We start from the raw sequence: 21,438 nt of genomic DNA, 5'->3' as shown, positions 1-21,438 counted from the left end.
GCTATGGCTGCACACCTACAATCACCACCGCGGACACACCGCGCTGAAGGGCCAACCACCCGCCAGCCGCGTCCCCAACCTCTCAGGGCAATACACCTAGGGCACGGTGAAGAGGACCTTGTCCCCGTCCGCCGAGGGGTTCGCCCGTGTGAGCGTGGCCCTGACGCTGGATCCGAGCTGGAGGTCCAGGCCGTTGGACGACTCGACCTTGGCCAGCACGGCGGGGTCGGCCAGGAACACCTTGCCCTCGCGCGGTCTGCCCCGCTCGGCGTCGGTGTCGATGACCGCGGCGTCGAACACCTCGCCCACGCGATGCATGAGCACCGCGGCCTCGGCCAGGTCCGTTGTCTGCCGGTCCGCCAGGCCGCTCTTTCCGCGTGCCATGTCGCACGGGATGCAGTGCAGGGCGTCGAGCACCCAGTTCGGCGGGGCCTTGTCCGCGCACGCCGCCACGCACAGCTCACCGGTGTACCGGTCGACCAGGCGCCGCAGCGGAGCCGTGCAGTGGGTGTACGGGGCCGCGATCGCCGCGTGCGTGGTGTGCGCCGGCTTGTGGTTGTCGCGGAAGACGGTGTACTCCGCCTTGAGCATCGTGCTGGTGGCCTCGCTCAGGAAGGCCATGTGGGTCTGCTTGCCGGGATCGAGCGAGCGGACCAGCGTCGCGTACGAGGTACCGGGCCGCCAGACGATTCCCAGGGCCTTCGCGATGTCGTTCAGGCGCTTGACCACGTTCTGGTCGGTCTGCTCCTTCTGGGTCCGCAGGATCCCCGTACCGGTGTCGAGCATGATCTGGGCCGCGGACATGCCGGTCATGAGGGAGATCTGCTCGTTCCAGCCCTCCACCGGAAGCGTCGCCGTGTAGCCCAGTCGGAACGATCCGTCCTCGACGGTGACCTCCTGGTCCGGCAGGTTCACGGAGATGCCGCCGCGCGCGACCTCGACGGCCTCCCGCAGCTTGCCGATCTCGCGCAGCAGGGCGAGGGACTCCCCGGCCGTGCCGTTGTCGAGGTACTGCTGGGCGGTCGCGTAGTCGAGCTGGGCCTGGCTGCACACCATGGCCCGGGTCACGGTCGAGTCGGTCAGGTTGCCGTGGGCGTCGAGGTCGTGCCGCCACAGCAGGGCGGGGCGGTTTTGGTTCGGCAGCAGGCTGGCCGCGCCCTCGGAGAGGACGGGCGGGTGGAGGGGCACCTTGAGGTCGGGGAAGTACAGCGTCTCGATCCGGTCGTGCGCCTCGACGTCCAGCGGGCTGCCGGGCCTGACGAAGGCCGCCACGTCCGCGATCGCGTAGTACACGCGGTAGCCGCCGCCTGGCCGCCGCTCCAGGTGCATGGCCTGGTCGAGGTCCTTCGAGGTCGGCGGGTCGATCGTGAACAACGGCAGGTGCCTGGCGTCCTTGTCGGGCAGGATCGGCTCGGCCGCGGCCTTGTCGGCCGCCTTGAGTACGCGCTTGGGGAAGGCGAGGGGGACCTTCAGCTCCGTCCGGAGTTCCACCAGCCCCGTGCGCAGGGTGTCCAGGGCCTCGTCGGACATGTGCATCGGGCGGCGTCTCATGCCCCGAGGGTAGGACGGCGTTGACGGACGGGCTCGGTGAGCGGGTCCGGGTGGGGGAGGCGGCCTGCGGAGAAGCGGCCCGGGCGTCGTCGCCTTCCACCGGCACGACCGCACGGTCCTGTTTCACCGCGTGGCCCCTTCGGCCCCGGTCACCGCACCCGGAACACCGGTCCGCGCGCGGTGAACGGCAGGCGGGCGCCCTGCGGGATCAGATAGGCGTGCTCGCGGCGTACGCGCAGCGGGTCGCACCAGCCGTCGGTGATGACGAGGAGGGGCGCGCCCGGCGGGAAGTCGTCGGCCCGCTGCAGCAGGTCGATACCGGGCTGGAGCACGGTGCCGCCGCGCCCGTGGACGCGGACGCGCCCGGCGATCTCCGTGACCGGGAGGTAGCCCGCGTCGTGCGGGGCCGTGTCGCAGAACACGACCCGGGCGGCCGGTACGTCGCGGGCCTCGGCGTAGGAGGCGATGGCGCCGAGGGCCTTGCCGAGCAGGACCCGGTTCATGGAGCCGGAGGTGTCGAGGACGACACCGAAGGTGCAGCGGGCGACCTCCTCGGGCGGGAAGTACCGTCCCGCGCGGGGGATGTCGGGCGTGGCGGACTGGCGGCGCGAGGGGCGCGCGTAGCTGCGTACGGGCTCGGGGCGGGGCACGAACTCGTCGAACCAGCGGGCGAGTCGCGCGTCCCACGGCAGCGGCGGGTGGGTGAGGGCGCGGATCTCCTCGACCAGGCCGCCGGGCAGGTAGCCGCGCTCCTGCCGCTGGTGCAGGTCCAGTCCCCGGCCGAGGCCCCGGCGGTAGAACGCGTCGAGATCGACGTAGTCGCCGGGGGCGCCGAGCGGGCCGCTCAGGATGTCGCCGGTGCCCTTGCCGCGCAGGGTGGACAGACGGCGCTTGCGGCGCAGGTCGCCGGCGATGCGGTCGTAGACCTCCTCGGCGGACAGGCCCTTCAGTTCGGGGTCGTACAGCAGTCCCTCGGGCATGGTGCCGACCTGCATCTCGCACAGCCAGCCGTTGATGACGTAGTCGGCGGCGACGTTGAACAGGTAGGGGTCGCGGGTGCCGCAGCGGTCGCCGTGGCGCAGGGCGGCGTGCAGCATCTCGTGGGCCAGGATGAACCGCCACTCCTCGTCCTCGAAGTCGCGAAGCGGGTTGACGTAGATCTCACCGGCGTCCGCGTCGACGGCCGCGACGGCGATGTCGTGGGCGTGGGCGACGTCCGCGCTGGCGATGATCTTCATACCGGAGGCGATGCCGCCGAGCAGCGGGTAGGAGGAGATGAACCAGCTCAGGGCCGCCTCCCAGGGCCGTTTGCGGACCGGCTCGCCGTCCAGGGAGTCGCGGCGACCGCCCGCCATGTCCATCGCGGCGGACATGGTCCCGGCGAGGGCGTGGGCGAACGCGAGCTGCCAGTCCGGGGGTTGTCCCGCCCACTTCGGCCAGGTCAGCAGGATCTGGTCGGGCGCGCTGTCCGCGGTGCCGCAGCGCTCGTACGCCGTGGGCAGCCCGTCGCGGCGCCAGCGGGCGGCGAGCTGCTCCTCGTCGCCGTCGGGGTAGGAGGCGGGCAGGTGCTCGGGGGCCTCGCCGACGGGGAAGCTGAGCAGGAAGCGGTTGACGACGACGCAGCGGGCGGCGAGGTCGAAGCGGTCGGGCTGCTCCCGCTCCCCCGTGGCGGCCGGAACGTGTCCGAAGCCGACGTGGAGGGAGGCGTGGGCGAGGGCCCAGGCCCAGGCGCCGGGTTCGGCGAGCCGGTCGGGGTGGGCGTGCACCTCGCCCTCGGAGTCGACGGTGACGAGGCCGTCGCGGGGCACCAGCTCGCAGGTGTCGCTGCGGCAGTGGGTGAGCCCCATGGAGCGCAGCGCCGGGTTCGCCCGGACCAGTTCCAGGCCCGCGGAGTAGGCGGCGCCCGCGATGTCCCGCTTCTTCTTGCCCTTGCCCTGGCCGCGGCCGCCGTTGCGGCTCATCGGCGGGCCTCCACCAGCCGGGGCATGTCGCGGGCCGCCTCCACCAGGAACCAGGCGGGCAGCACGGGGTGGCCGTCGGCGTCGGAGGCGATCACGGTCTGGGCGACCTCGACGGAGATCTCGGCGAGCTGCACCAGCAGGGACTTGGCGCGGTACGCGGTCTGCCGGCCGTTCGCCGACATGTGCTGCCTGCTGGCGGGCAGGTCCTTGATGAGCCGGCCGCGGAAGGAGTCGGCGAGGAAGTACAGCAGGTCGCGGTCCTCCATACGGCTCGGCCAGCGGGCGTCGCCCTTGAGGATCGCCTCGATGCCGAAGCGGCTGCGGACGACCTTGACGTAGCCGCAGAAGGCGACGGCGTGGGCGGGCGTCAGCGTGCCGTGGGCGAGCACCTGGAGGGTGCCCTCGTCGAGGGCCTGCCCGAAGGAGTGCAGGGCGTCGGAGAGCATGTGCCAGGAGCGCGGGGTGGAGAACGCCTCCTCCGTCTTCGGCGGCTTGGACCACAGGTGGTCCGGGCGGTCGGTGAGGTGGTCCACGATCCAGGGGTGGATGCCGCTGCCGGCCGCCCACGCCAGCCAGTCCTTCGCCGACACCTCCAGGTGGACGTGGGCGAGCCGGTTGACCAGCGCGGAGGCGATGGGGCGGGCGAGGGCGTTGTCGGTGGCGCGGTTGCCGGCGCCGATGACGACGGAGCCCCTGGGCAGTTCGTAGGCGCCGATGCGGCGGTCCAGGATCAGCGAGTAGAAGGCCTTCTGGACGTCCGGCGTGGCCGCGTTCAGCTCGTCGAGGAACAGGCAGTACGGCTCGTCGCGGGCGATGGCCTCCGGCGGGCAGAACACCGAGCGCCCGTCGCGGATCTGCGGTACGCCCATCAGGTCCTCCGGGGCGAGCTGCGTACCCAGCAGGCTCACGCACTCCAGGCCCAGCGACTCGGCGAAGTCCCGTACCAGGGAGGACTTTCCGATGCCGGGGGCGCCCCACACGAACACGGGCCGCACGGTGGCGAGGCCCAGCAGCAGTTCGGAGAGACGGGACGGGGTGACGGTGACTGCTGCCTGCAAGGGGTGGGCTCCTGGTGTTGTCCTCCGGGGGGTGCGCACCAGTGTGGGCGCCCGGGCGAAGAGGCGCAGTTGATTTTTCGGGAGCCGGGTGTGCCGCCCTGGGGCCGTGCCGGCCGCCTACGCGTCCGCCGGGTCCTGCGGGTGGGCGGGGGCGGGTTCGTTCGGGCTGGTCGCGCGGTTCCCCGCGCCCCTTCGGGGCGCGTGCGCCCCCACGGGTACCTGCGGGCCGTCCGTCTCCCTCAGCCAGCGTCTGAGGACGCGGTGGACGTGTTCCGCTCCGACCAGCTCCTCCTTCTCGTCGACCGGTGCGGAGAGGGCCAGGGGGGAGAGGAGGAAGGCGCGGGACTGGCAGCCGCCGAGGCCGCCGTGCGAGCCGATCTGCTCCTCGAAGGCGAGGACCTCCCCTTCGAGGGGGTCGTACCAGGAGTTGACCATGATGTCGGCGGCGTGCGGGAAGCCGTGGGTGCGGCGTACGGCGTCGGCGGCGCCCGGCCCGAAGTCGGCGAGGGGGCCGGGGTGGTCGTCGCTGAGTTCGTCGACGGGGACCTCCGCCCCGTGGGCACCGAGGACGACACCGCCGTGTTCCTCGCTGCGGACGAGGAGGAAGCCGACGCCGGGGTGGTTGGCGAGGGTGGACAGCAGCGCGGGGTGGCGGGCGTCGATCTCCTCCCGGCTCATCCGGTGCGGCACGTCCGGGAAGGAGACCAGGCCGAGGTTGCCGGAGGCGAGGACGACCGGCTCGGAGCGGCGGGTGGGACGGTGTTCCTCGGCGCTCTCCTCGACGGGGATGCGCAGCGCGGCACGGACCGCGGAGCGGGCCTCGGCGCCGCTGTGGGTACGCTCCGCCTTGCGCGGCACGGGCAGGCCGCAGCCGGCGCGGACCAGACTGCCGAGGGTGAGGCCGTAGCGGCCGAGGAAGGTCTCGCCGGGGCTCTGTCCGTGGTCGGAGAGCAGGACGATGCGGTAGGCGCGGGGGGCGTGTTCGGCGACCTGCGCGATCAACGCGAGGGAGCGGTCGAGGCGTTCGAGGATCTTCTCGGCGTCCCGGCTGTGGGGCCCGGAGTGGTGGGCGACCTCGTCGTACGCCACGAGGTCCGCGTAGATCGCCGCGCGTCCGGCGAACATGTCGCCGATCACCGCGGCGACGACGACATCGCGTTCGACGACGGTCGCGAACGCGCGGATGAACGGGTAGAGGCCGCCGCGCTTGACCCGGGGCCGCTGCTTGCGGAACCGGGCGCGGCTGGACTGGCCGATCTCCCGCAGGACGTCGGCGATGAAGGACAGGGCGGTGCGGACCGCGTTGGCGGGGTCGGAGAAGTAGGCGAAGTACCCGGCGCGGGACCGGTTCCGCTTGCCCCGGCGGGCCGCGATGGACAGGACGAGCGCGAGCTGTTCGGCGCCGCCGCTGAAGAGGTTGCCGCGGCTCGCGCCGTCGACGGTGAGCAGTCCCCCGTCGCCGGTCCGCTCGATGGCGCGGCGCTGGAGTTCGGCGGCGCTGGAGGGACGGTTGCAGACCATCACCTCCCGGCTCTCCTTCTCGTACCAGCGGAAGGCGGGCACGTCGTGGTTGCTGCCGTGCAGGATGCCGAGCTGGCTGGAGCCGGTCTGGCTGGACCAGTCGGTGCGCCACGGGGTGAGCCGGTGGGTGGCGCGGACGTGCCCGGTGCCGGGCGCGGGGACGCCGAGCCAGGCGGCGACGGTCGGCATCAGGCCCTTGGCGGCGGCCGCCTCCAGCACGTCATGGCCGACGCCGTCGAGCTGGAGGAAGAGGGTGCCGGGCCCGACGGGGCCGGGCGGGCCGTCGGCGTGCCTGCGACGGCGGTCGGCCAGCCGGTACAGGCGGCGCCGGTAGGCGTCGTCGTCGCGCACGGCGAGGGCGCCGCCGGTGGCGGAGGCGACGGCGGACATCACGGCGGCGACGACCACGGCGGTCTCGGGCGCGGCCTCACCCTGTCCGGACGGGTTGATCCACAGGGCTATGAGGAGCAGCGAGCCGTTGAGGAAGAAGACCAGCAGACCGAGGACGAGGGCGGGCACCAGCAGCAACGCCCGTACGAGCAGCGGCCACACGAGGGAGGAGAGCACGCCGAAGACGCCTGCGCCGAGGGCCGCGGTGACGGCGATCTGGGTGCCGCTCTCGCCGGTGCCGGCCTGGAGCCGGAAGTCGGGCAGGGCGCCCGCGAGCACCAGCATCGTCAGCGTCGACACCGCCCACACGGCCAGCATCCGCCAGAACCCGCTCAGCACCCTCCGCCAACGCTCACCGCCCACACCCGGCCACCCTTACGTCCCGTTCCTGGGCCCAGCCTGTCACACGGTCCGGGGAGCCGGGGGCGGCTCCGAAGGGTGGCACGGAGGCGGCGACGGGGAGCGCCCCGGGCACGGCACGGAGCACATGGCCGGCCTCCGGCGACCCTGCGGTGCGGAGCGGCTGCCGGCCTCCGGCGGCCTTCGTCGTACGGCGGCCGCCTTCGCTGGACGGCGGCCTTCATCATGCGGCGGCCTTCGTCGTACGCGGCCTTCGTCGTCCGGCGGCCTCGGCTGGTCGGCGGCCTTCGCTGGTCGGCGGCTCCCGAAGCGCGACGGTTCTCCGGAGGCCGCGGCTCTCGTGGTCAGCGGCCGTCGTAGCCCGCTGTCGGCATCGACAGGCGGCGGTGGACGCGGGCCTTCATCTGGGCGTCGTAGGCGGGTTCGGCGCGGCCCACGGTCTCGACGCGGACGCCGCGGCGGGCGCACTCGGCGGTGAAGTCGTCGACGGAGGCGAGGGCGCGTTCCAGGACGCGTCGGCTGGGGGCGACGAAGAGGTCGACATGGCCGGCGTCGACGTCGGCCCACAGGGCGCAGTGGTCGGGGCGCAGACCGCGCACGAGCAGCTCGCGCGTGACCACGTAGCCGCGCTCGGCGGCCCAGCGGGCGCACATCGCGTGCTGGCTGCGGGAGTCGACCAGGAAGGGGTCCGCCTCCAGCTCCTCCAGGGGCGTCAGACTGGCGATGGCCGCGACCCGCACGACCGCTCCGCGTTCCGCCGTCCGCCCCGGGCACTCACGGGGTATCTCCTGGCAGGACAGGGCGAAGGCGTCACTCTTGTCTCCCACGGCGTCCCCCTCACCTCCGGGTCCAGAGCCTGAGACCCTACTCCAGCCCGTAGGCTCGGGGGAGTAGCGCGAAGGAGGCGAACGAAGTGCCCGTGGAGGTCACCTGGTGGGGTCATGCCACCTGCACCGTGGAGGACTCGGGCACCCGGGTGCTCACCGACCCGCTCTTCACGCGCCGGCTCGCGCATCTGCGCCGGCGCCGCGGGGCGCCGCCCCCGCCCGAGGCGGCGGTCGCGGACGTGGCGCTGGTGTCGCATCTGCACGCCGATCATCTGCACGTCCCCTCCCTGGCCCGGCTCGCGCCGGGTACCCGGCTGGTGGTGCCGCGCGGCGCGCCGCGCCAGGTCCGGGGGCTGCGCGGCCTGCGGCACCTGCGGCTCTCCGAGGTGGCGCCCGGTGACGAGGTGAGCGTCGGCGACCTGGTCGTCCGTGCCGTGCCCGCTCACCACGACGGGCGGCGGCTGCCGGTCGGGCGGCACCGTTCGCCGGCGCTCGGCTTCGTGGTCGAGGGGGAGGCACGGACCTACTTCGCCGGGGACACCGGGCTGTTCGAGTCGATGCCCAAGGAGGTCGGGCCGGTCGACGTGGCGCTGCTGCCGGTCGGCGGCTGGGGGCCCTGTCTCGGTGAGGGACATCTGGATGCGGGGCGCGCGGCGGAGGCGCTCGCGCTGCTCGCGCCCCGCAGCGCGATCCCGGTGCACTACGGCACGTACTGGCCGATCGGCCTGGACGCCGTGCGCCCCCATGAATTCCACGCGCCCGGTGGGGAGTTCGTACGCCTGGCTGCCCTGCGCGCGCCCGAGGTGGCGGTGCACCGGCTGGAGCACGGCGAGAGCGTACGACCGGGGGTGGCGGGATGATACGTCCGCCCAGGGCGTCCCGCGGAGTCGCGGAGGGCGCCCGGTGATGGTCCTGTCCGTCGTGGCCACTCCCCTGCCGTTCGAGTCGACGCAGCAGGCGATCGGCTATCCGACGCTGTTCCTGCTGGTGCTGGCGGGGGCGCTGCTGCCGGTGGTACCGACGGGGGCGCTGGTCAGTTCGGCGGCCGTCGTGGCGTTCCACCAGACGGCGCCGTTCGCTCTGCTGATGCTGTTCGTGGTGGCGTCCGTGGCCGCGTTCCTCGGGGACATCGCCCTGTACTGGCTGGGGCGGCGCGGAATGGGCTCCAAGAACGGTTCGCGCTGGCTGGAGGCGATCCGCCGCCGGGCGCCCGAGGACCGCCTGACCCAGGCCCAGCGGAAGCTCGACGATCACGGGGTGGCCGTGCTGGTGCTGTCCCGGCTGGTGCCGGCCGGCCGTCTCCCGGTGATGCTGGCGTGTCTGCTGGCGAAGATGCCGTTGCGGCGGTTCGCGCGGGGGAACCTGCCGGCGTGCCTCGCGTGGGCGGTCACCTACCAGTTGATCGGAATCCTCGGCGGGTCGCTGTTCGCGGAGCCCTGGGAAGGGGTGCTGGCGGCGATCGTGCTGACCCTGCTGATCAGCGTGGCGCCGAGCGTGTGGCGGCGGGTCGTCCGCTGAGGGCGCGGCTGTGTCTCGTCGACGGCGGGGTGGGCACCGTCGCCGTCCTCAGGTGGGGACCCGGGACGCTCGTCGCCGTCCTCAGGCGAGGACCCGGGACGCTCCGATCGGCAGGTCCCACAGGTCCTCGCGGGGGAGCCCCGCCGCCTCCCAGGCGGCCCGTACGCGCGTGAGGGGTTCCATGACCGGCTCGGCGGAGAGGACGAACGTGGCCCAGTGCATGGGGGCCATACGGTGGGCGCCGAGGTCCTGGAAGGCCCGGACGGCCTCCTCGGGGTCGCAGTGGACGTCGCTGAGCCACCAGCGGGGGTCGTACGCGCCGATCGGCAGGAGCGCGAGGTCGATACCGGGGTGGCGGCGGCCGATGAGGGAGAACCAGTGGCCGTAGCCGGTGTCGCCGGCGAAGTACACACTCCTGCCGTCGGACGCCGTGAGCACCCAACCGCCCCACAGGGAGCGGCAGGTGTCGGTGAGCGTGCGCTTGGACCAGTGGTGGGCCGGTACGAAGTCGAAGCGGACGCCGTCGAGTTCGGCCGCCTCCCACCAGTCCAGCTCGGTGACGCGGGTGAAGCGGCGGCGGCGGAACCAGCCGCCGAGCCCGGCGGGCACGAACACCGGTGTGTCCCGCGGCAGTCGGCGCAGGGTGGGCGCGTCCAGGTGGTCGTAGTGGTTGTGGCTGATGACGACCGCGTCCACACGCGGCAGCGCCTCCCAGGCAACGCCGACCGGGGTGACCCGGGCGGGGGTACCGAGGATACGGCGGGACCAGACCGGGTCGGTGAGGACGGTGAGCCCGCCGATCCGCACCACCCAGCTCGCGTGCCCCGCCCAGGTGACGGCGACGGTACGCGCGTCCACGCGAGGCAACGGACCGGGTTCGTACGGCAGTCGGGGCACGTCGACGAGGCCCTCGGGGCCCGGCCGTACGGAGCCCTCGCGGGCGAAGCGGGCGAAGGCGCGCAGGCCCGGCAGGGGCGTGGTCAGCCGGTCGACGAAGGACGCGGGCCAGCGGCGCCGCTCGCCGAGAGGGCGGGGCTCGGCGGGCGGCGGGGGCGCGAGCGGGGCGGCGAGGGGCGGCGCGGGCCTCGGGTCCAGGGCACCGAGGCCGGGTGAGTACGCCGGATCATCGGTGTCCTCGGGGTGCGCGGAGGCGGGCGACGAGGGAGTCGCGGAGGTGGTCGACTCGGACTGCTGCGTCATCGAGAAGGCTCCCATCGCCGGGCGTCGTCGAAGGGTCGTCGCCGCGCACCGGCCCGGGGGCGGGCGGCAGGACGGTGCGGACACGACCCGGTGGCCTGGAGCACCCTCGTCATCGGAGCTCCTCCAGGACCGATCCGAACAAGGTCAACGCGCTTTCCACGTGCGGTAGTTCCAGGGCGTCGGGGGCGGTCAGGGCCTGCGCCCGCTCCTCGTCGGCGGGGCCGAGGAACAGCCCGGTCGACAGGCGGAAACGCAGCGCCCCGAGGTCGTCCCCGAAGCGGTGTCCGCCGGGCGCGGGCAGGCCGAGCCGGGCGGTGAGGAAGTCCTCCAGCTCCTGGGCGTCGCCGACGCCGTGCGCGGTGAGCGCCGGGCGCAGCGGGGACAGGTCGACGTACAGGTGCCGGCCCGCACGCGGGGGCAGGGCGAGCGCCCCGGCGGCGATCACGGCCCGGTGGGCGGCGGCGGCCAGCCGGGCGTGCAGCCGGACCGCGGCGGCGAGCCGCTCGGTGACGGGACCGGGCTCGTCGAGCGCGTACGCGGCGGCCGCGGCGACCGGGGTGGCGACGCGGGCGCCGAGCGCGGTGAGCACGTCGAGGACCCGGTCGCGCAGTCCGCCGCCGACGCCGTCGGCCGGGAAGCGGGCGACGGCGGCGGGCCAGCCCGGTGGCAGGAAGGGGCCGGCGAGGTCGGTGACGACGGTGACCCGGTCCGGCAGCATCTCGGCGGGGCTGAGCAGTACGGGGTCGTGCGGGTCGTGCAGGGTGTCGCGCCAGGTCTCGTCGCTGACCAGGTGCAGGCCCTCCCCTGCGGCGGCCTCCACGGTCTCGTGGACCAGTTCGGGCGGGGCCACGGTGGCGGTCGGGTCGTCGGCGGCGCACAGCACGAGCAGCCGGGGGTCGCCGCCCTCGTCCCGGATCCTGCGCACGGTCTCCAGCAGCGCGTACGAGTCCGGTACGCCGCCGCACTCGGCCGGTGTCGGTACGTGGAAGACGGATCTGCCGAGCGCCCGCGCCTCGGGTTCCCACCAGGCGGCGCACGGCCTCGGGAGCAGGACGTCACCGCCGATCGCCGCGGTCAGCGCCAGCAGCAGGGCGGGGGCGCCGGGGGCGGCCGCGACCCGGTCGGGGGTGGTGGGCAGCCCGCGCCGGTCCCAGTAGCCGCAGGCGGCGTCCAGGAGCGCGGGGGAACCGCCGAGGGGTACGGCGTCGGGGCGGCCGGCGGCCGCGGAGAGCACGGCGGCCAGCTCCGGCAGGAGCGGCAGCCCCTGGTCGGGAAGGGCCGGACCGTAGCGGACGGGGCCGTGCCCCACCGGCCCCCTGTCCGGTTCCGTCCGCCGCATCTCTGCCTCCGCGCAGTGTCGTCGCGTTGTCCGGTGCGCAGCGCTCCCGCGCTGTCCATGGTGCTCCGCCGTGCCCGCGCGCGCTCCGTCGTACCCCGCGACTCGTGGTCCACGCCCTCGGCCTGCCAGTACCCCGGCTCTCGCGCCTCATGAGCACCTCGCCGGGTCGCGCCGGTCACAGCGGGGCGCGGTCACGGCGGTGCGGTCAGGGTGTCCACCGGCCCCGGCGGCGCAGCAGCCGGTGGGCGGCGGCGCCGAGCGCGCCGGCGATGAGGAGGCCGCCGGCGGCCATGGCCGGGACGGAGTCGGTGAAGGCGCCGCCGCCGCCCGCGTGGACACCGCGCTGGACCGGCGCGGGACGGTGGGTGTCGTGATGGGTGGGCTGGTGCGTCGGCTGGTCGGTGGGGTGGTGCGTGGGGTGGTGCGTGGGGTGGTGGCCGCCGCCGATGGTGACCGTGAAGGTGGCGCTCCATTCCATCTGCTCGGCGCCGGGCGGGGCCGGGCAGACGCCGTCGACGCCCCACTCGGTGGAGGCGCCCGCCTCGTCCGGGCCGGTCTCGAAGTCGGCGGCGGGAGCGATACGGGCGGTGCCCTCGTAGGAGGGCCCGCCCACGGGGTCGTCGTTGCCCGGGAGCCGCTGGAGCTTGACGGTGCCCTCCTCGAACGCCTGTGAGCCGGCGTCGATGCTGTCGGGGGCCGGGCCGCCGGTGGGGTCGCAGGAGACGGAGATCGTGACGGTCTCGCCGGGGGCGACGTCGAGCGGGTCGACCTCGCCCGCCGGATCCGCGTACGCGACCGGGGCGACGCCGAGCACGGCACCGGCCAGGACGGCGGCGGACAGGACACGGGCTCTGCGGCGCATGGGCGAGGCTCCTTAGGCCGACTCCGACTCCGGCTGGGGGGCACGACCACCGCGCCCCGCCCTCCCCATCAGACCTCCCGCCCCCGCGCCCCGCGCGCCGCCGAGCCCCATTCGCGGGACGGCCCCCGCCGACCGGGTGACGGCATGTTTGAGCGACGGGGAGTACGCATGCGGCGAAGGCGTGGGGGACGAGAGGCAGGCGGGCCGAAGGCCCGCCCCTTCAGGGGCGCGGGGAACTGCGCGACCAGCCACAACGCACCCGCACCCGCCGACGCCCCCGCACCCCCGAGCCATGAGGCGCCTGCGCACTCCCGGCCCCGGCCACGGCCAGGGCCCGTCGTTCGGATCACGCCTGGGCCGCGGGGACCAGGGCCCGGTGGCGACGGATCGGCCGGCCGAGCGCGAGGGCTCGGCCGGCCGGTGGGGGCGGACGGGGGTCAGTCGGAGGAGCCGCCCACGTCCCGCATCACCTGCTCGCGCAGCCGGTCGCAGCACCGGCTGATCAGCCGGGACACATGCATCTGCGAAATGCCCAACTCCTCGGCGATCCGGCTCTGCGTCATGTCCCCGAAGAACCGCATGTACAGGATGGCCCGCTCCCGCTCCGGGAGGGCCGCCAGCCGAGGCTTGACCGCCTCCCGGTCGACGACGGTGTCGAGCGCGGGGTCGGGCGCGCCCAGCGCGTCGCTGAGCGAGTAGCCGTCCTCGCTCCCCGGCAGCTCGGCGTCCAGGGACAGTGCCGTGAAGCTCTCCAGTGCCTCCAGTCCGACCTGGACGTCTTCCTCGCTCATGTTGGCGTGGGCGGCGATCTCCGCCACGGTGGGCCGACGGCCCGAGATCGTCTGGGACAGGTCCTGGCTGGCGAACCGGACCCGGTTGCGCAGGTCCTGGACCCGGCGCGGTACGTGCAGGGTCCACATGTGGTCCCTGAAGTGCCGCTTGATCTCACCGGTGACGGTGGGGACCGCATAGCTCTCGAAGGCGTTCCCGCGCTCGGGGTCATAGCGGTCGACGGCCTTGACCAGGCCGAGGGACGCGACCTGGCGCAGGTCCTCATAGCTCTCGCCGCGGCTGCGGAACCGCCCGGCGAGCCGTTCGGCCATGGGCAGCCACGCTTCCACGATCCGCTCCCGGAGAGCGTCCCGCTCCGGGCCGGGGGGAAGCGTCGCCAGCTTGCGGAACGCTTCAGCGGTGTCGGGGGCGTCGTCGTGCGGGTGGTGCTTCACGCTTGCCTGGGTACGCATGGTGCGTCGCAACTCCCTGATGTGCTCTGGGATGGACGGTCACCGTGGGGGCGCGGACATGCACATGGAGAGCACACCCGTGATGGTCGGATCGATCATCAATCCCACGGACGTGCCTCCTGTCCGAAGCACTGTGGTGCGCCTGCCCCGCTTCATGCGCGGCAAACACACCCAGGTTTTTCTCTTGCCCGCCGGGTGACTCGGCCCTGAGAAAAACACCCTGGGAGGTCCAGTATGACCACGTATGTCGCCGATCACATCCTGCGCAGGCTACGCGAGTGGGGAGTCGAGCACGTTTTCGGCTATCCCGGTGACGGCATCAACGGGCTACTGGCCGCCTGGGGCCGGGCGGAGGACCGGCCCCGGTTCATCCAGTCACGGCACGAGGAGATGTCCGCCTTCCAGGCGGTCGGCTACGCCAAGTTCTCGGGCCGTATCGGCGTGTGCGCGGCGACCTCGGGACCCGGCGCGATCCATCTGCTGAACGGCCTGTACGACGCGAAGCTGGACCATGTGCCGGTGCTCGCGATCGTGGGCCAGACGCACCGCAGCGCGATGGGCGGCTCGTACCAGCAGGAGGTGGACCTGCACTCCCTGTTCAAGGACGTGGCCTCGGACTTCGTCGAGACGGTGACCGTGCCCGAGCAGTTGCCGAACGTCCTGGACCGGGCGATCCGCACCGCCTACGCCCGCCGGGCCCCCACCGCGATCATCGTCCCCGGCGATGTGCAGGAGCTGGAGTACTCCGCGCCGACCCATGACTTCAAGATGGTCCCCTCCAGCCTGGGCAGCGGCTCCTGGACGGCGGTGCCCTCGCAGGAGTCGCTGGAGCGGGCGGCGGAGATCCTGAACGCCGGCGACAAGGTCGCCATCCTGATCGGTCAGGGCGCCGCCGGGGCCCGCGCCGAGGTCCAGCGGATCGCCGAGCTACTGGGCGCGGGCGTCGCCAAGGCCCTGCTCGGCAAGGACGCGCTGAGCGACGAGCTGCCGTACGTCACCGGCTCGATCGGCCTGCTGGGCACGCGCCCCTCGTACGAGCTGATGCGCGACTGCGACACGCTGCTGACCATCGGTTCGTCCTTCCCGTACTCCCAGTTCCTGCCCGAGTTCGGCAAGGCGCGGGCCGTGCAGATCGACCTCGACCCGCACATGGTCGGGATGCGCTACCCGTACGAGGTGAACCTCGTCGGTGACGCGAAGGCGACGCTGGAGCGGCTGATCCCGCTGATCGACCCGGAGCGGGGCCGGGAGTGGTTCGACGAGGTGTGCGCCGGCGTGACCCGCTGGCGCGAGGTGACGGCGCGGCGCGCGGAGCTGTCGGCCGATCCGATCAACCCGGAGTACGTGGCCCACGCCCTCGATCCGCTGCTGCCGGACGACGCGATCATCTCCTCGGACTCCGGCTCGGCGGCGAACTGGTACGCCCGACATCTGACCCTGCGGGACGGTATGCGGTCGTCGCTGTCGGGGACGCTGGCGACGATGGGCTGCGGGGTGCCGTACGCGATCGGCGCGAAGTTCGCCCATCCGGACCGGCCGGCGATCGCGCTGGTCGGGGACGGCGCGATGCAGATGAACGGCCTCGCGGAGCTGATCACGGCGGCCAAGTACAAGGACGAGTGGGCGGACCCCCGGCTCGTGGTGGGCGTGTGGAACAACCGCGACCTGAACCAGGTGACGTGGGAGCTGCGGGCGATGGGCGGCGAGCCGTCCTTCCTGCCGTCGCAGGAGCTGCCGGACGTCCAGTACGCGGCGTTCGCCCGCTCCCTGGGGCTGACCGGCATCCGGGTCGAGAAGCCGGAGGACGTCGAGGCGGGCTGGCGCGCGGCCCTGGAGGCCGACGGCCCCGCGGTCGTCGAGTTCCTCACCGATCCGGCGGTCCCGCCGATCCCGCCGCACGCCACCTGGGAGCAGATGGAGGCCACGGCGGCCTCGATCCTCAAGGGCGACGCGGACCGCGGGTCCATGATCAAGCAGGGCTTCAAGGCGAAGATGCAGGAGTTCCTGCCGAGCACGAAGCCCAAGGGCAAGAAGTAGTGTCGAACGGCGCTGAGGAGTTCAGTGCCTCTTCCGGAGCGACCGCCCATCCGCGCGGTCGCTCCGCAGGGGAAGATCGGGCACCATCCCGAGCGAAACGCGCGGGCCAGGACTCCTGCCGGGCGAAGGGCAGCAGGCGTGACCCGCGCGGGACGGCGCGGAACACCGACGAAGATCAGTGGACCTGGCCACACCGCAGCGCAGGCCCCCGCCCCTGACGGACGCTGTTGGCACGATGAGTTCCCTCTGCTCAGGAAGCGGTGAAGTCCCGCCGCTCAAAGCGACCGACCTCCGCGCGGAGCCGGTCGGTGGACCAAGGCCAGCTGAAGCTGTTGCGGCCGCCTGCGTCGAGGTAGTAGCTCCTGCACCCACCGGCGTTGTAGACGGTGCCGGCCAGCGCGGTCTGCAGCCGGGCGTTGTACGCGGCCTGCACATCGCCGCGTACCTCCAGCACCGCCCAACTCTCCTCCCGTGCGGCCTCGATGGCGCCCAGGACGAGGTCGAGCTGTGCCTCAAGAATGGCGAACGCCGACGAGTGCCCGGTGCCCAGGCCGGGGCCGAGGAGCAGGAAGGCGTTGGGGAAGCCCGCGACGACGGTGCCGAGGTACGCCTCGGGGGAGCCCTGCCAGTGGTCGGCCAGCGAGTGGCCGGCTCCGTCTCGGACGAGGCCCGCGAGCGGCATGTCGAGGATGTGGAAGCCGGTGCCGAGGATGATCGCGTCCACCTCGGCGGCGCTGCCGTCGGCGCCGTGCACGGTGTTGCCTTCGACGGCGTGCACCGCGGCGGCGTGCACGTCGACATTCGGTCGCCTCAGCGCGGGGTAGTAGTGGTTGGAGAACAGGATGCGCTTGCAGCCGATGGTGTAGTCGGGGGTCAGCTTGCGGCGCAGTTCGGTGTCGCGGACCGTGGCCCGCAGGTGGGCCCGTGCCATGGCCTGGACGCCACGCATCAGCCCGGGACGCCGGAATCCACGTCCGAGCGTCTCCATGGCCCGGTACTCCAGCCCCGCCACCGCGGCTCGCGCGCCCGGCAGGTGGCGCATCGCCCACCGTTCGGCCTTCGGTATGTGATGGTCCAGCTTGGGCAGCACCCACTGGGCGGTGCGCTGGAACACATGCAGGCGGGCGACGTCGGGGGCGATCGCCGGGACGAACTGCACGGCCGAGGCGCCGGTGCCGATCACCGCGACCCGCTTGCCGCGCAGGTCGTACTCGTGGTTCCAGCGCGCGGAGTGGAACACCTCGCCGGGGAAACCGTCGAGGCCGGGGACGTCCGGGACGAGAGGCTCGTTCCACGGGCCGGCGCCGGCGATCAGGAACCGGGCCGTGAACTCACCGGCGTCGGTACGGACGAGCCAGCGGGCCTGGCCGGGCTGCCATCGCGCTTCGGTCATACGCACCCCGAACCGGGTGTGTTCGCGCAGCCGGTACGCGTCGGCGACCCGCCTCACGTACGTGAGGATCTCCGGCTGGTGCGCGTACACCCGCGTCCAGTCCGGGTTCGGAGCGAAGGAGTAGCTGTAGAGGCGGGACGGTACGTCGCACTGGCAGCCGGGATAGGTGTTCGCCCGCCACGTGCCGCCGAAGTCGTCGGCCGCCTCGATGATCAGGAAGTCCCGGATACCGGCGCCGCGGAGCCTGGCCCCGGCGCCGACCCCGGAGATGCCGGCGCCGACGACGAGGACCTCGACGTGTGTGCTCATGCCGCAATGCTCCTGTCGATGGCTCGCTCGACGCGGTCGGGTGTGGTGCGCAGGGAGACGTCGAGCGTGGCCGCACGCCGCCGTGGGTCCATGAAGTTGGCCCCCATCACGGCCAGTTCCTCCACCCCGGGCTCGATCCGGACGACGCGGCATCCCGCCGCACGCAAGAGGCGTTCCTCGGCGTCGACGGTCCGGGTCATCCAGCGGCGCAGGAGCCGTTCGAGACGGCTCAGGCCGGTGGCGGGTGCGCCCCCGGAGGTCGACATGGGGGCGACGATCACCACCTCGTCCAGCCCCAGGGGTACGAGGAGGTCCGCCGAGGTCGGGGACACGGCACCGCCGTCGAGGTAGGTCCGCCCGTCGATCCGCACCGGCGGGAACCAGCCCGGGATCGCCCAGGACGCGGCGATCGCGCTGCCCAGGTCCGTGGCCGGAGCTCCCGGCGCGCCGAACGCGACCCGCCGGCCCGAGCGCGCGTCGGCCGCGACCAGCCAGGTGCGCGTGGAATCCGGCCACGGGCGGCTCTCCGCCAGCGCGGCACCGAACCGGTGCAGCCAACGCGCGTCACCCCGGCCGCGCGGCAGCAGCCCCACCAGCCCCGACCCCGGCGAGACCCGGCCGCGTACGGCAGCGGTCACCAGCCCCGACCCCGGCAGCCCGGGCCACGGGACGGGAGGCAGCGCACCCGGGTGGGTGTGGACGTGTCCAAGGAGCACCGGGTCCGCGCCAGTCTCTCCCCGTACCGCCGCGAGCAGGTCGGACACGGACCGCCCGGAGCCGAGAGCGGACACGACTTCCGCCCCGGCGGACGTCCCCACCGACACCTCGGCGGTCCGCACGTCCCAGTCCAGCTCCGCTTCCACCGCGGTGAGCGCGGCGACCGTCCAGACGAAGCCGAGCGTGCCGCCGCACCCGACCACCAGTGCACGCCGTGGAGCCACAGATCCCCCTGGAATTCGGATACCAATGGAATCCGGAAGCTAGCGGTATTCTGCGGGCGTGGCAAGACTGACCCGGGCGGAGAGCCAGGCCCGCACCCGCGAACACGTCCTCGACACCGCGCACGACCTCTTCCTGCGCGACGGCTTCACGAAGACCTCCATCGAGCGGGTCGCGGAGGCCGCCAACTACTCCAAGGGCGCGGTGTACTCGAACTTCGCGACCAAGAACGAGCTGTGCCTGGCCGTCCTGGACCGCATCGCCCTGCGGCAAGTGGCGTACATCGCCGCCGAGATGGGAGACGCGCCCCGCCTGGAGGACAGGCTCGCGGGTTTCGCCCGGTGGGCCGAGCAGCACATAGGCGACAGCTCGTGGACCGCGCTGGAAGTCGAGTTCGCCACCGCCAACCGCCGCGACGCACATGTCTGCGAACAGCTCGCCCACCGACGGCGCGCCGTCACCGAGGCCCTCGCGGACCTCCTTCGGGCCCAGACGCAGGAGCTGGGCGTCACGCCGCACATGCCCGCGGACACCGCCGCCTTCGTCCTTCTCAGTCTCGGGATCGGCATCGGCGTCCAGCGCGCGTTCGACCCCACCGTCCCCGTACAGCCGCTCGTGGACCTGCTCCGCCAGGTCATGACCGGCTGACCCCGCCCCGGATCACGGCCGGCACCCGGGCTCGCGGCGGGTGCCTGATGCGCGTGTGCGCCGAGGCAGCGGACTCATGTCCTCAGTCCGTGGCGAGTCCTCCTCGGTGCAGCGCATGATCTTGCGCGGACTGCCCGCCCGCTGAAGCGCCCGGGGCGGCGTGTCGCCATGGCGCAGATGGACCACCGCCGCCGCGGCCACCAGCAACGCCAGTCCCGTCGCGACGGCCACCCCGAGCGGGAGCGACACCAGTCCCAGCAGCAGCCCGGCGGCCCCGGCCACCTCCAGTGCGCCGACGAGGCGGTACGGGCCCCGTGTCACGCCAGGGGAGGAAGACCAGGGACAGGGCGACGGCGAGCGCTGTTCTCAGGCGGTGGTCGGTCATGTCGGACCTTCGGTCGACGGGGAGCCACTAGTTGCTCAGTGGTGGGCAATAAACTAGTCTGCACATCAATGAGCAATTAACTGCTCTCGGTGCCGCGCCCACCCCTGTCCGCGCCCGCACCGCTCCCATCGATCCGATCCCCGAAGCCTCCGCTTCACCTCCCGCCGAGGAGCCCCCGATGCCGCTCTTTGCGAACACACCCGCCGAGAAGATGACCGAGCCCTATCCACGCCGCTGGTGGGCCCTGCTGGTCCTGTGCCTGAGCCTGCTGATCGTCGTCATGGCCAACACGTCGCTGATCGTGGCCGCCCCCGACATGACCAAGGACCTGGGCCTGTCCAGCAGTGACCTGCAGTGGGTCATCGACGGCTACACCGTCCCCTACGCCGCGCTGATGCTCGTGCTCGGCGCGATCGGCGACAAGTACAGCCGCCGCGGCGCCCTGGTCCTGGGCCTGCTGATCTTCATCGGCGGTTCGGCGATGGGCGGCCTGGTCGACGAGACCAACCTGGTCATCACCGCCCGCGCGATCATGGGCGTGGGTGCCGCCGTCGTCATGCCGGCCACGCTCTCGCTGCTGGTCGCGATGTTCCCCCGCGGTGAGCGCGCCAAGGCCATCACGGCATGGTCCGCCACCTCCGGGCTCGCCATCGCCGCGGGTCCGCTGGCCGCCGGCTGGCTGCTGGAGGACCACGGCTGGGGCTCCACCTTCCTGATGAACGTCCCCGTCGCCGTCCTCGGCGTCGTCGGCGCACTGCTCCTGGTCCCGCCGTCGAAGGCGGAAGGCATGGGCCGGATCGACTACGTCGGCGGTCTGCTGTCGATCGTGTCGGTCGGCTCCCTGGTCTACGCGACCATCGAGGGCCCGCACTTCGGCTGGGGCGTCGGCCCGATCACCGCGGCCGTGGTCGCCGGCGTGGCCCTGCTGGCCTTCGTGGCCTGGGAGTTGAGGCACCCGAACCCGATGCTGGACGTGCGCAGGTTCGCCGAGCGTCCCTTCGGCGGCTCGATGACGGCGGTGCTGTTCTTCTTCTTCGGCACCTTCGGCTCGATCTACTACTCCACCCAGTTCCTGCAGTTCGTCCTCGGCTACGACGCCCTGGAGACCGGCGTCCGCCTGCTGCCGTTGGCCGGTGCGGTGTTCGTCGGCGCCGTGGTCACCGGCAAGCTGGCTCCGAAGCTGGGCGTGAAGCTGGTCGTGGGCACCGGCATGGTGATCGGCACGGCGGGCGTCTTCCTGCTCACACGGATCGAGTCGGGATCGGCCTACACCGACTTCCTGGCGCCCCTGCTGCTGCTCGGCTTCGCGATCGGCCTGAGCCTGTCGCCCGCCACCGACACCATCATGGGCTCCTTCCCGGAGGACGAGCTGGGCGTCGGCGGCGGCGCCAACGACACCGCCCTGGAACTCGGCGGCGCCCTGGGCATCGCCGTCCTCGGCTCGCTGCTGGCCACCTCCTACGAGGACAAGCTGACCGACCTGGTCGGCGGCCATCTCCCGGCCGAGGCCATGGACACCGCCAAGGACTCCGTCGGCGGCGGCATCGCGGTCGCCGAACAGGTCGCCGAGAACCCCCAGGGCGGCGAACAGGCCCAGACCCTGCTCGGGGCGGTCCACGAGTCCTTCGCCCACGCCATCGCCCACACCAGCCTCATCGGCGGCATCATCATGGCCGCCGGCACCCTGATCGTCATCGCCGTCCTGCCCGGCCGCAAGGCCACCGGCACGCCCCGCCCGGAAGAGGCGGCCGAGACCCCCCAGGAGCAGACCGAGACCGTGGGCGCCTGAGTCCACGAGGTCGGCGCGGTCCATGGCCGCCGACCGGAGGCCGGGAACTCGTTTCCGGCGTCCTCCGCCCAGGACGGGCTGTGCAGGAGCGGACAGCGGAACACCGC

Annotated in this window: 17 protein-coding genes; 5 read left to right on the top strand and 12 right to left on the bottom strand. The window is 73.1% G+C overall.

Annotation, left to right across the window (positions count from 1 at the left end):
* Positions 1–96: 96 nt before the first annotated feature.
* The 5 genes from ACZ4Z2_RS33270 to ACZ4Z2_RS33250 form a co-directional block, all read right to left on the bottom strand.
* Positions 97–1,551, bottom strand: coding sequence for an RNB domain-containing ribonuclease (locus ACZ4Z2_RS33270; protein WP_468081144.1), 1,455 nt, complete (start codon positions 1,549–1,551; stop codon positions 97–99).
* A 149-nt stretch (positions 1,552–1,700) separates the two neighbouring features.
* Positions 1,701–3,512, bottom strand: a complete 1,812-nt coding sequence (locus ACZ4Z2_RS33265) for a vWA domain-containing protein (protein WP_468081143.1) — start codon at positions 3,510–3,512, stop codon at positions 1,701–1,703.
* Positions 3,509–4,570 carry an ATP-binding protein gene (locus ACZ4Z2_RS33260; RefSeq protein ID WP_468081141.1) on the bottom strand — a complete coding sequence of 354 codons (1,062 nt, stop codon included), beginning with the start codon at positions 4,568–4,570 and terminating at the stop codon, positions 3,509–3,511. The genes ACZ4Z2_RS33265 and ACZ4Z2_RS33260 overlap by 4 nt, the downstream gene beginning before the upstream one ends.
* Before the next feature lie 117 nt (positions 4,571–4,687).
* The gene (locus ACZ4Z2_RS33255) at positions 4,688–6,799 is read right to left on the bottom strand and encodes a phage holin family protein (RefSeq protein WP_468081152.1); all 2,112 of its coding nucleotides are present in this window, start codon (positions 6,797–6,799) and stop codon (positions 4,688–4,690) included.
* A 386-nt stretch (positions 6,800–7,185) separates the two neighbouring features.
* Positions 7,186–7,626 carry a hypothetical protein gene (locus ACZ4Z2_RS33250; RefSeq protein ID WP_468081150.1) on the bottom strand — a complete coding sequence of 147 codons (441 nt, stop codon included), beginning with the start codon at positions 7,624–7,626 and terminating at the stop codon, positions 7,186–7,188.
* Between the two features lie 128 nt (positions 7,627–7,754).
* On the opposite strand from ACZ4Z2_RS33250, the gene ACZ4Z2_RS33245 reads away from it, so the two are divergent.
* A complete protein-coding gene (locus tag ACZ4Z2_RS33245) occupies positions 7,755–8,528 on the top strand; it encodes an MBL fold metallo-hydrolase (RefSeq protein WP_468081140.1) in 774 nt (257 codons plus the stop codon).
* A gap of 46 nt (positions 8,529–8,574) precedes the next feature.
* Positions 8,575–9,186 (top strand): DedA family protein, encoded by a 612-nt coding sequence (locus tag ACZ4Z2_RS33240; protein ID WP_468081139.1) that lies wholly within the window; start codon positions 8,575–8,577, stop codon positions 9,184–9,186.
* A gap of 81 nt (positions 9,187–9,267) precedes the next feature.
* Here ACZ4Z2_RS33240 and ACZ4Z2_RS33235 read toward each other — a convergent pair whose 3' ends face one another.
* The 4 genes from ACZ4Z2_RS33235 to ACZ4Z2_RS33220 all read right to left on the bottom strand — a co-directional run bounded on the left by ACZ4Z2_RS33235 (position 9,268) and on the right by ACZ4Z2_RS33220 (position 13,831).
* Positions 9,268–10,386, bottom strand: coding sequence for an MBL fold metallo-hydrolase (locus tag ACZ4Z2_RS33235; protein ID WP_468081138.1), 1,119 nt, complete (start codon positions 10,384–10,386; stop codon positions 9,268–9,270).
* Positions 10,387–10,495: 109 nt separating this feature from the next.
* Positions 10,496–11,725, bottom strand: coding sequence for an aminotransferase class I/II-fold pyridoxal phosphate-dependent enzyme (locus ACZ4Z2_RS33230; RefSeq protein WP_468081137.1), 1,230 nt, complete (start codon positions 11,723–11,725; stop codon positions 10,496–10,498).
* A 205-nt stretch (positions 11,726–11,930) separates the two neighbouring features.
* Complete coding sequence (locus tag ACZ4Z2_RS33225) at positions 11,931–12,587, bottom strand: hypothetical protein (RefSeq protein WP_468081136.1); 657 nt, start codon at positions 12,585–12,587, stop codon at positions 11,931–11,933.
* Positions 12,588–13,024: 437 nt separating this feature from the next.
* Complete coding sequence (locus tag ACZ4Z2_RS33220; RefSeq protein ID WP_468081135.1) at positions 13,025–13,831, bottom strand: RNA polymerase sigma factor SigF; 807 nt, start codon at positions 13,829–13,831, stop codon at positions 13,025–13,027.
* A gap of 234 nt (positions 13,832–14,065) precedes the next feature.
* Here ACZ4Z2_RS33220 and ACZ4Z2_RS33215 point away from each other — a divergent pair, with 234 nt between their 5' ends.
* Complete coding sequence (locus ACZ4Z2_RS33215) at positions 14,066–15,868, top strand: thiamine pyrophosphate-requiring protein (RefSeq protein WP_468081134.1); 1,803 nt, start codon at positions 14,066–14,068, stop codon at positions 15,866–15,868.
* A 250-nt stretch (positions 15,869–16,118) separates the two neighbouring features.
* Here ACZ4Z2_RS33215 and ACZ4Z2_RS33210 read toward each other — a convergent pair whose 3' ends face one another.
* Positions 16,119–17,570, bottom strand: a complete 1,452-nt coding sequence (locus ACZ4Z2_RS33210) for a flavin-containing monooxygenase (protein ID WP_468081133.1) — start codon at positions 17,568–17,570, stop codon at positions 16,119–16,121.
* Positions 17,567–18,511 (bottom strand): patatin-like phospholipase family protein, encoded by a 945-nt coding sequence (locus ACZ4Z2_RS33205; RefSeq protein ID WP_468081131.1) that lies wholly within the window; start codon positions 18,509–18,511, stop codon positions 17,567–17,569. The genes ACZ4Z2_RS33210 and ACZ4Z2_RS33205 overlap by 4 nt, the downstream gene beginning before the upstream one ends.
* A 58-nt stretch (positions 18,512–18,569) precedes the next feature.
* On the opposite strand from ACZ4Z2_RS33205, the gene ACZ4Z2_RS33200 reads away from it, so the two are divergent.
* On the top strand, positions 18,570–19,157 hold the full coding sequence (locus ACZ4Z2_RS33200; RefSeq protein WP_468081130.1) for a TetR/AcrR family transcriptional regulator: 588 nt from the start codon (positions 18,570–18,572) through the stop codon (positions 19,155–19,157).
* A gap of 12 nt (positions 19,158–19,169) precedes the next feature.
* On the opposite strand, the gene ACZ4Z2_RS33195 is transcribed toward ACZ4Z2_RS33200, so the two are convergent.
* Positions 19,170–19,478, bottom strand: coding sequence for a DoxX family protein (locus ACZ4Z2_RS33195; RefSeq protein WP_468081128.1), 309 nt, complete (start codon positions 19,476–19,478; stop codon positions 19,170–19,172).
* A 242-nt stretch (positions 19,479–19,720) separates the two neighbouring features.
* Between ACZ4Z2_RS33195 and ACZ4Z2_RS33190 the strand changes: the two genes are divergently transcribed.
* Positions 19,721–21,331: an MFS transporter gene (locus tag ACZ4Z2_RS33190; RefSeq protein ID WP_468081127.1), complete on the top strand. Its 1,611-nt coding sequence runs from the start codon at positions 19,721–19,723 to the stop codon at positions 21,329–21,331.
* Positions 21,332–21,438 lie beyond the last annotated feature (107 nt).

The sequence above is a fragment of the Streptomyces sp. NPDC030183 genome (assembly GCF_055573455.1).
Note: the sequence above shows the minus strand (reverse complement) of the source record. Positions and strands in the feature narration are given on the sequence as shown.

Bases quoted from the DNA above. Each gene is read 5' to 3' on its own strand.
- ACZ4Z2_RS33210 (WP_468081133.1), bottom strand. From the start codon at position 17,570: ATGAGCACACACGTCGAGGTCCTCGTCGTCGGCGCCGGCATCTCCGGG.
- ACZ4Z2_RS33215 (WP_468081134.1), top strand. From the start codon at position 14,066: ATGACCACGTATGTCGCCGATCACATCCTGCGCAGGCTACGCGAGTGG.
- ACZ4Z2_RS33235 (WP_468081138.1), bottom strand. From the start codon at position 10,386: ATGACGCAGCAGTCCGAGTCGACCACCTCCGCGACTCCCTCGTCGCCC.
- ACZ4Z2_RS33270 (WP_468081144.1), bottom strand. From the start codon at position 1,551: ATGAGACGCCGCCCGATGCACATGTCCGACGAGGCCCTGGACACCCTG.
- ACZ4Z2_RS33190 (WP_468081127.1), top strand. From the start codon at position 19,721: ATGCCGCTCTTTGCGAACACACCCGCCGAGAAGATGACCGAGCCCTAT.
- ACZ4Z2_RS33230 (WP_468081137.1), bottom strand. From the start codon at position 11,725: ATGCGGCGGACGGAACCGGACAGGGGGCCGGTGGGGCACGGCCCCGTC.
- ACZ4Z2_RS33255 (WP_468081152.1), bottom strand. From the start codon at position 6,799: ATGCTGGCCGTGTGGGCGGTGTCGACGCTGACGATGCTGGTGCTCGCG.
- ACZ4Z2_RS33225 (WP_468081136.1), bottom strand. From the start codon at position 12,587: ATGCGCCGCAGAGCCCGTGTCCTGTCCGCCGCCGTCCTGGCCGGTGCC.
- ACZ4Z2_RS33220 (WP_468081135.1), bottom strand. From the start codon at position 13,831: ATGCGTACCCAGGCAAGCGTGAAGCACCACCCGCACGACGACGCCCCC.
- ACZ4Z2_RS33265 (WP_468081143.1), bottom strand. From the start codon at position 3,512: ATGAGCCGCAACGGCGGCCGCGGCCAGGGCAAGGGCAAGAAGAAGCGG.
- ACZ4Z2_RS33240 (WP_468081139.1), top strand. From the start codon at position 8,575: ATGGTCCTGTCCGTCGTGGCCACTCCCCTGCCGTTCGAGTCGACGCAG.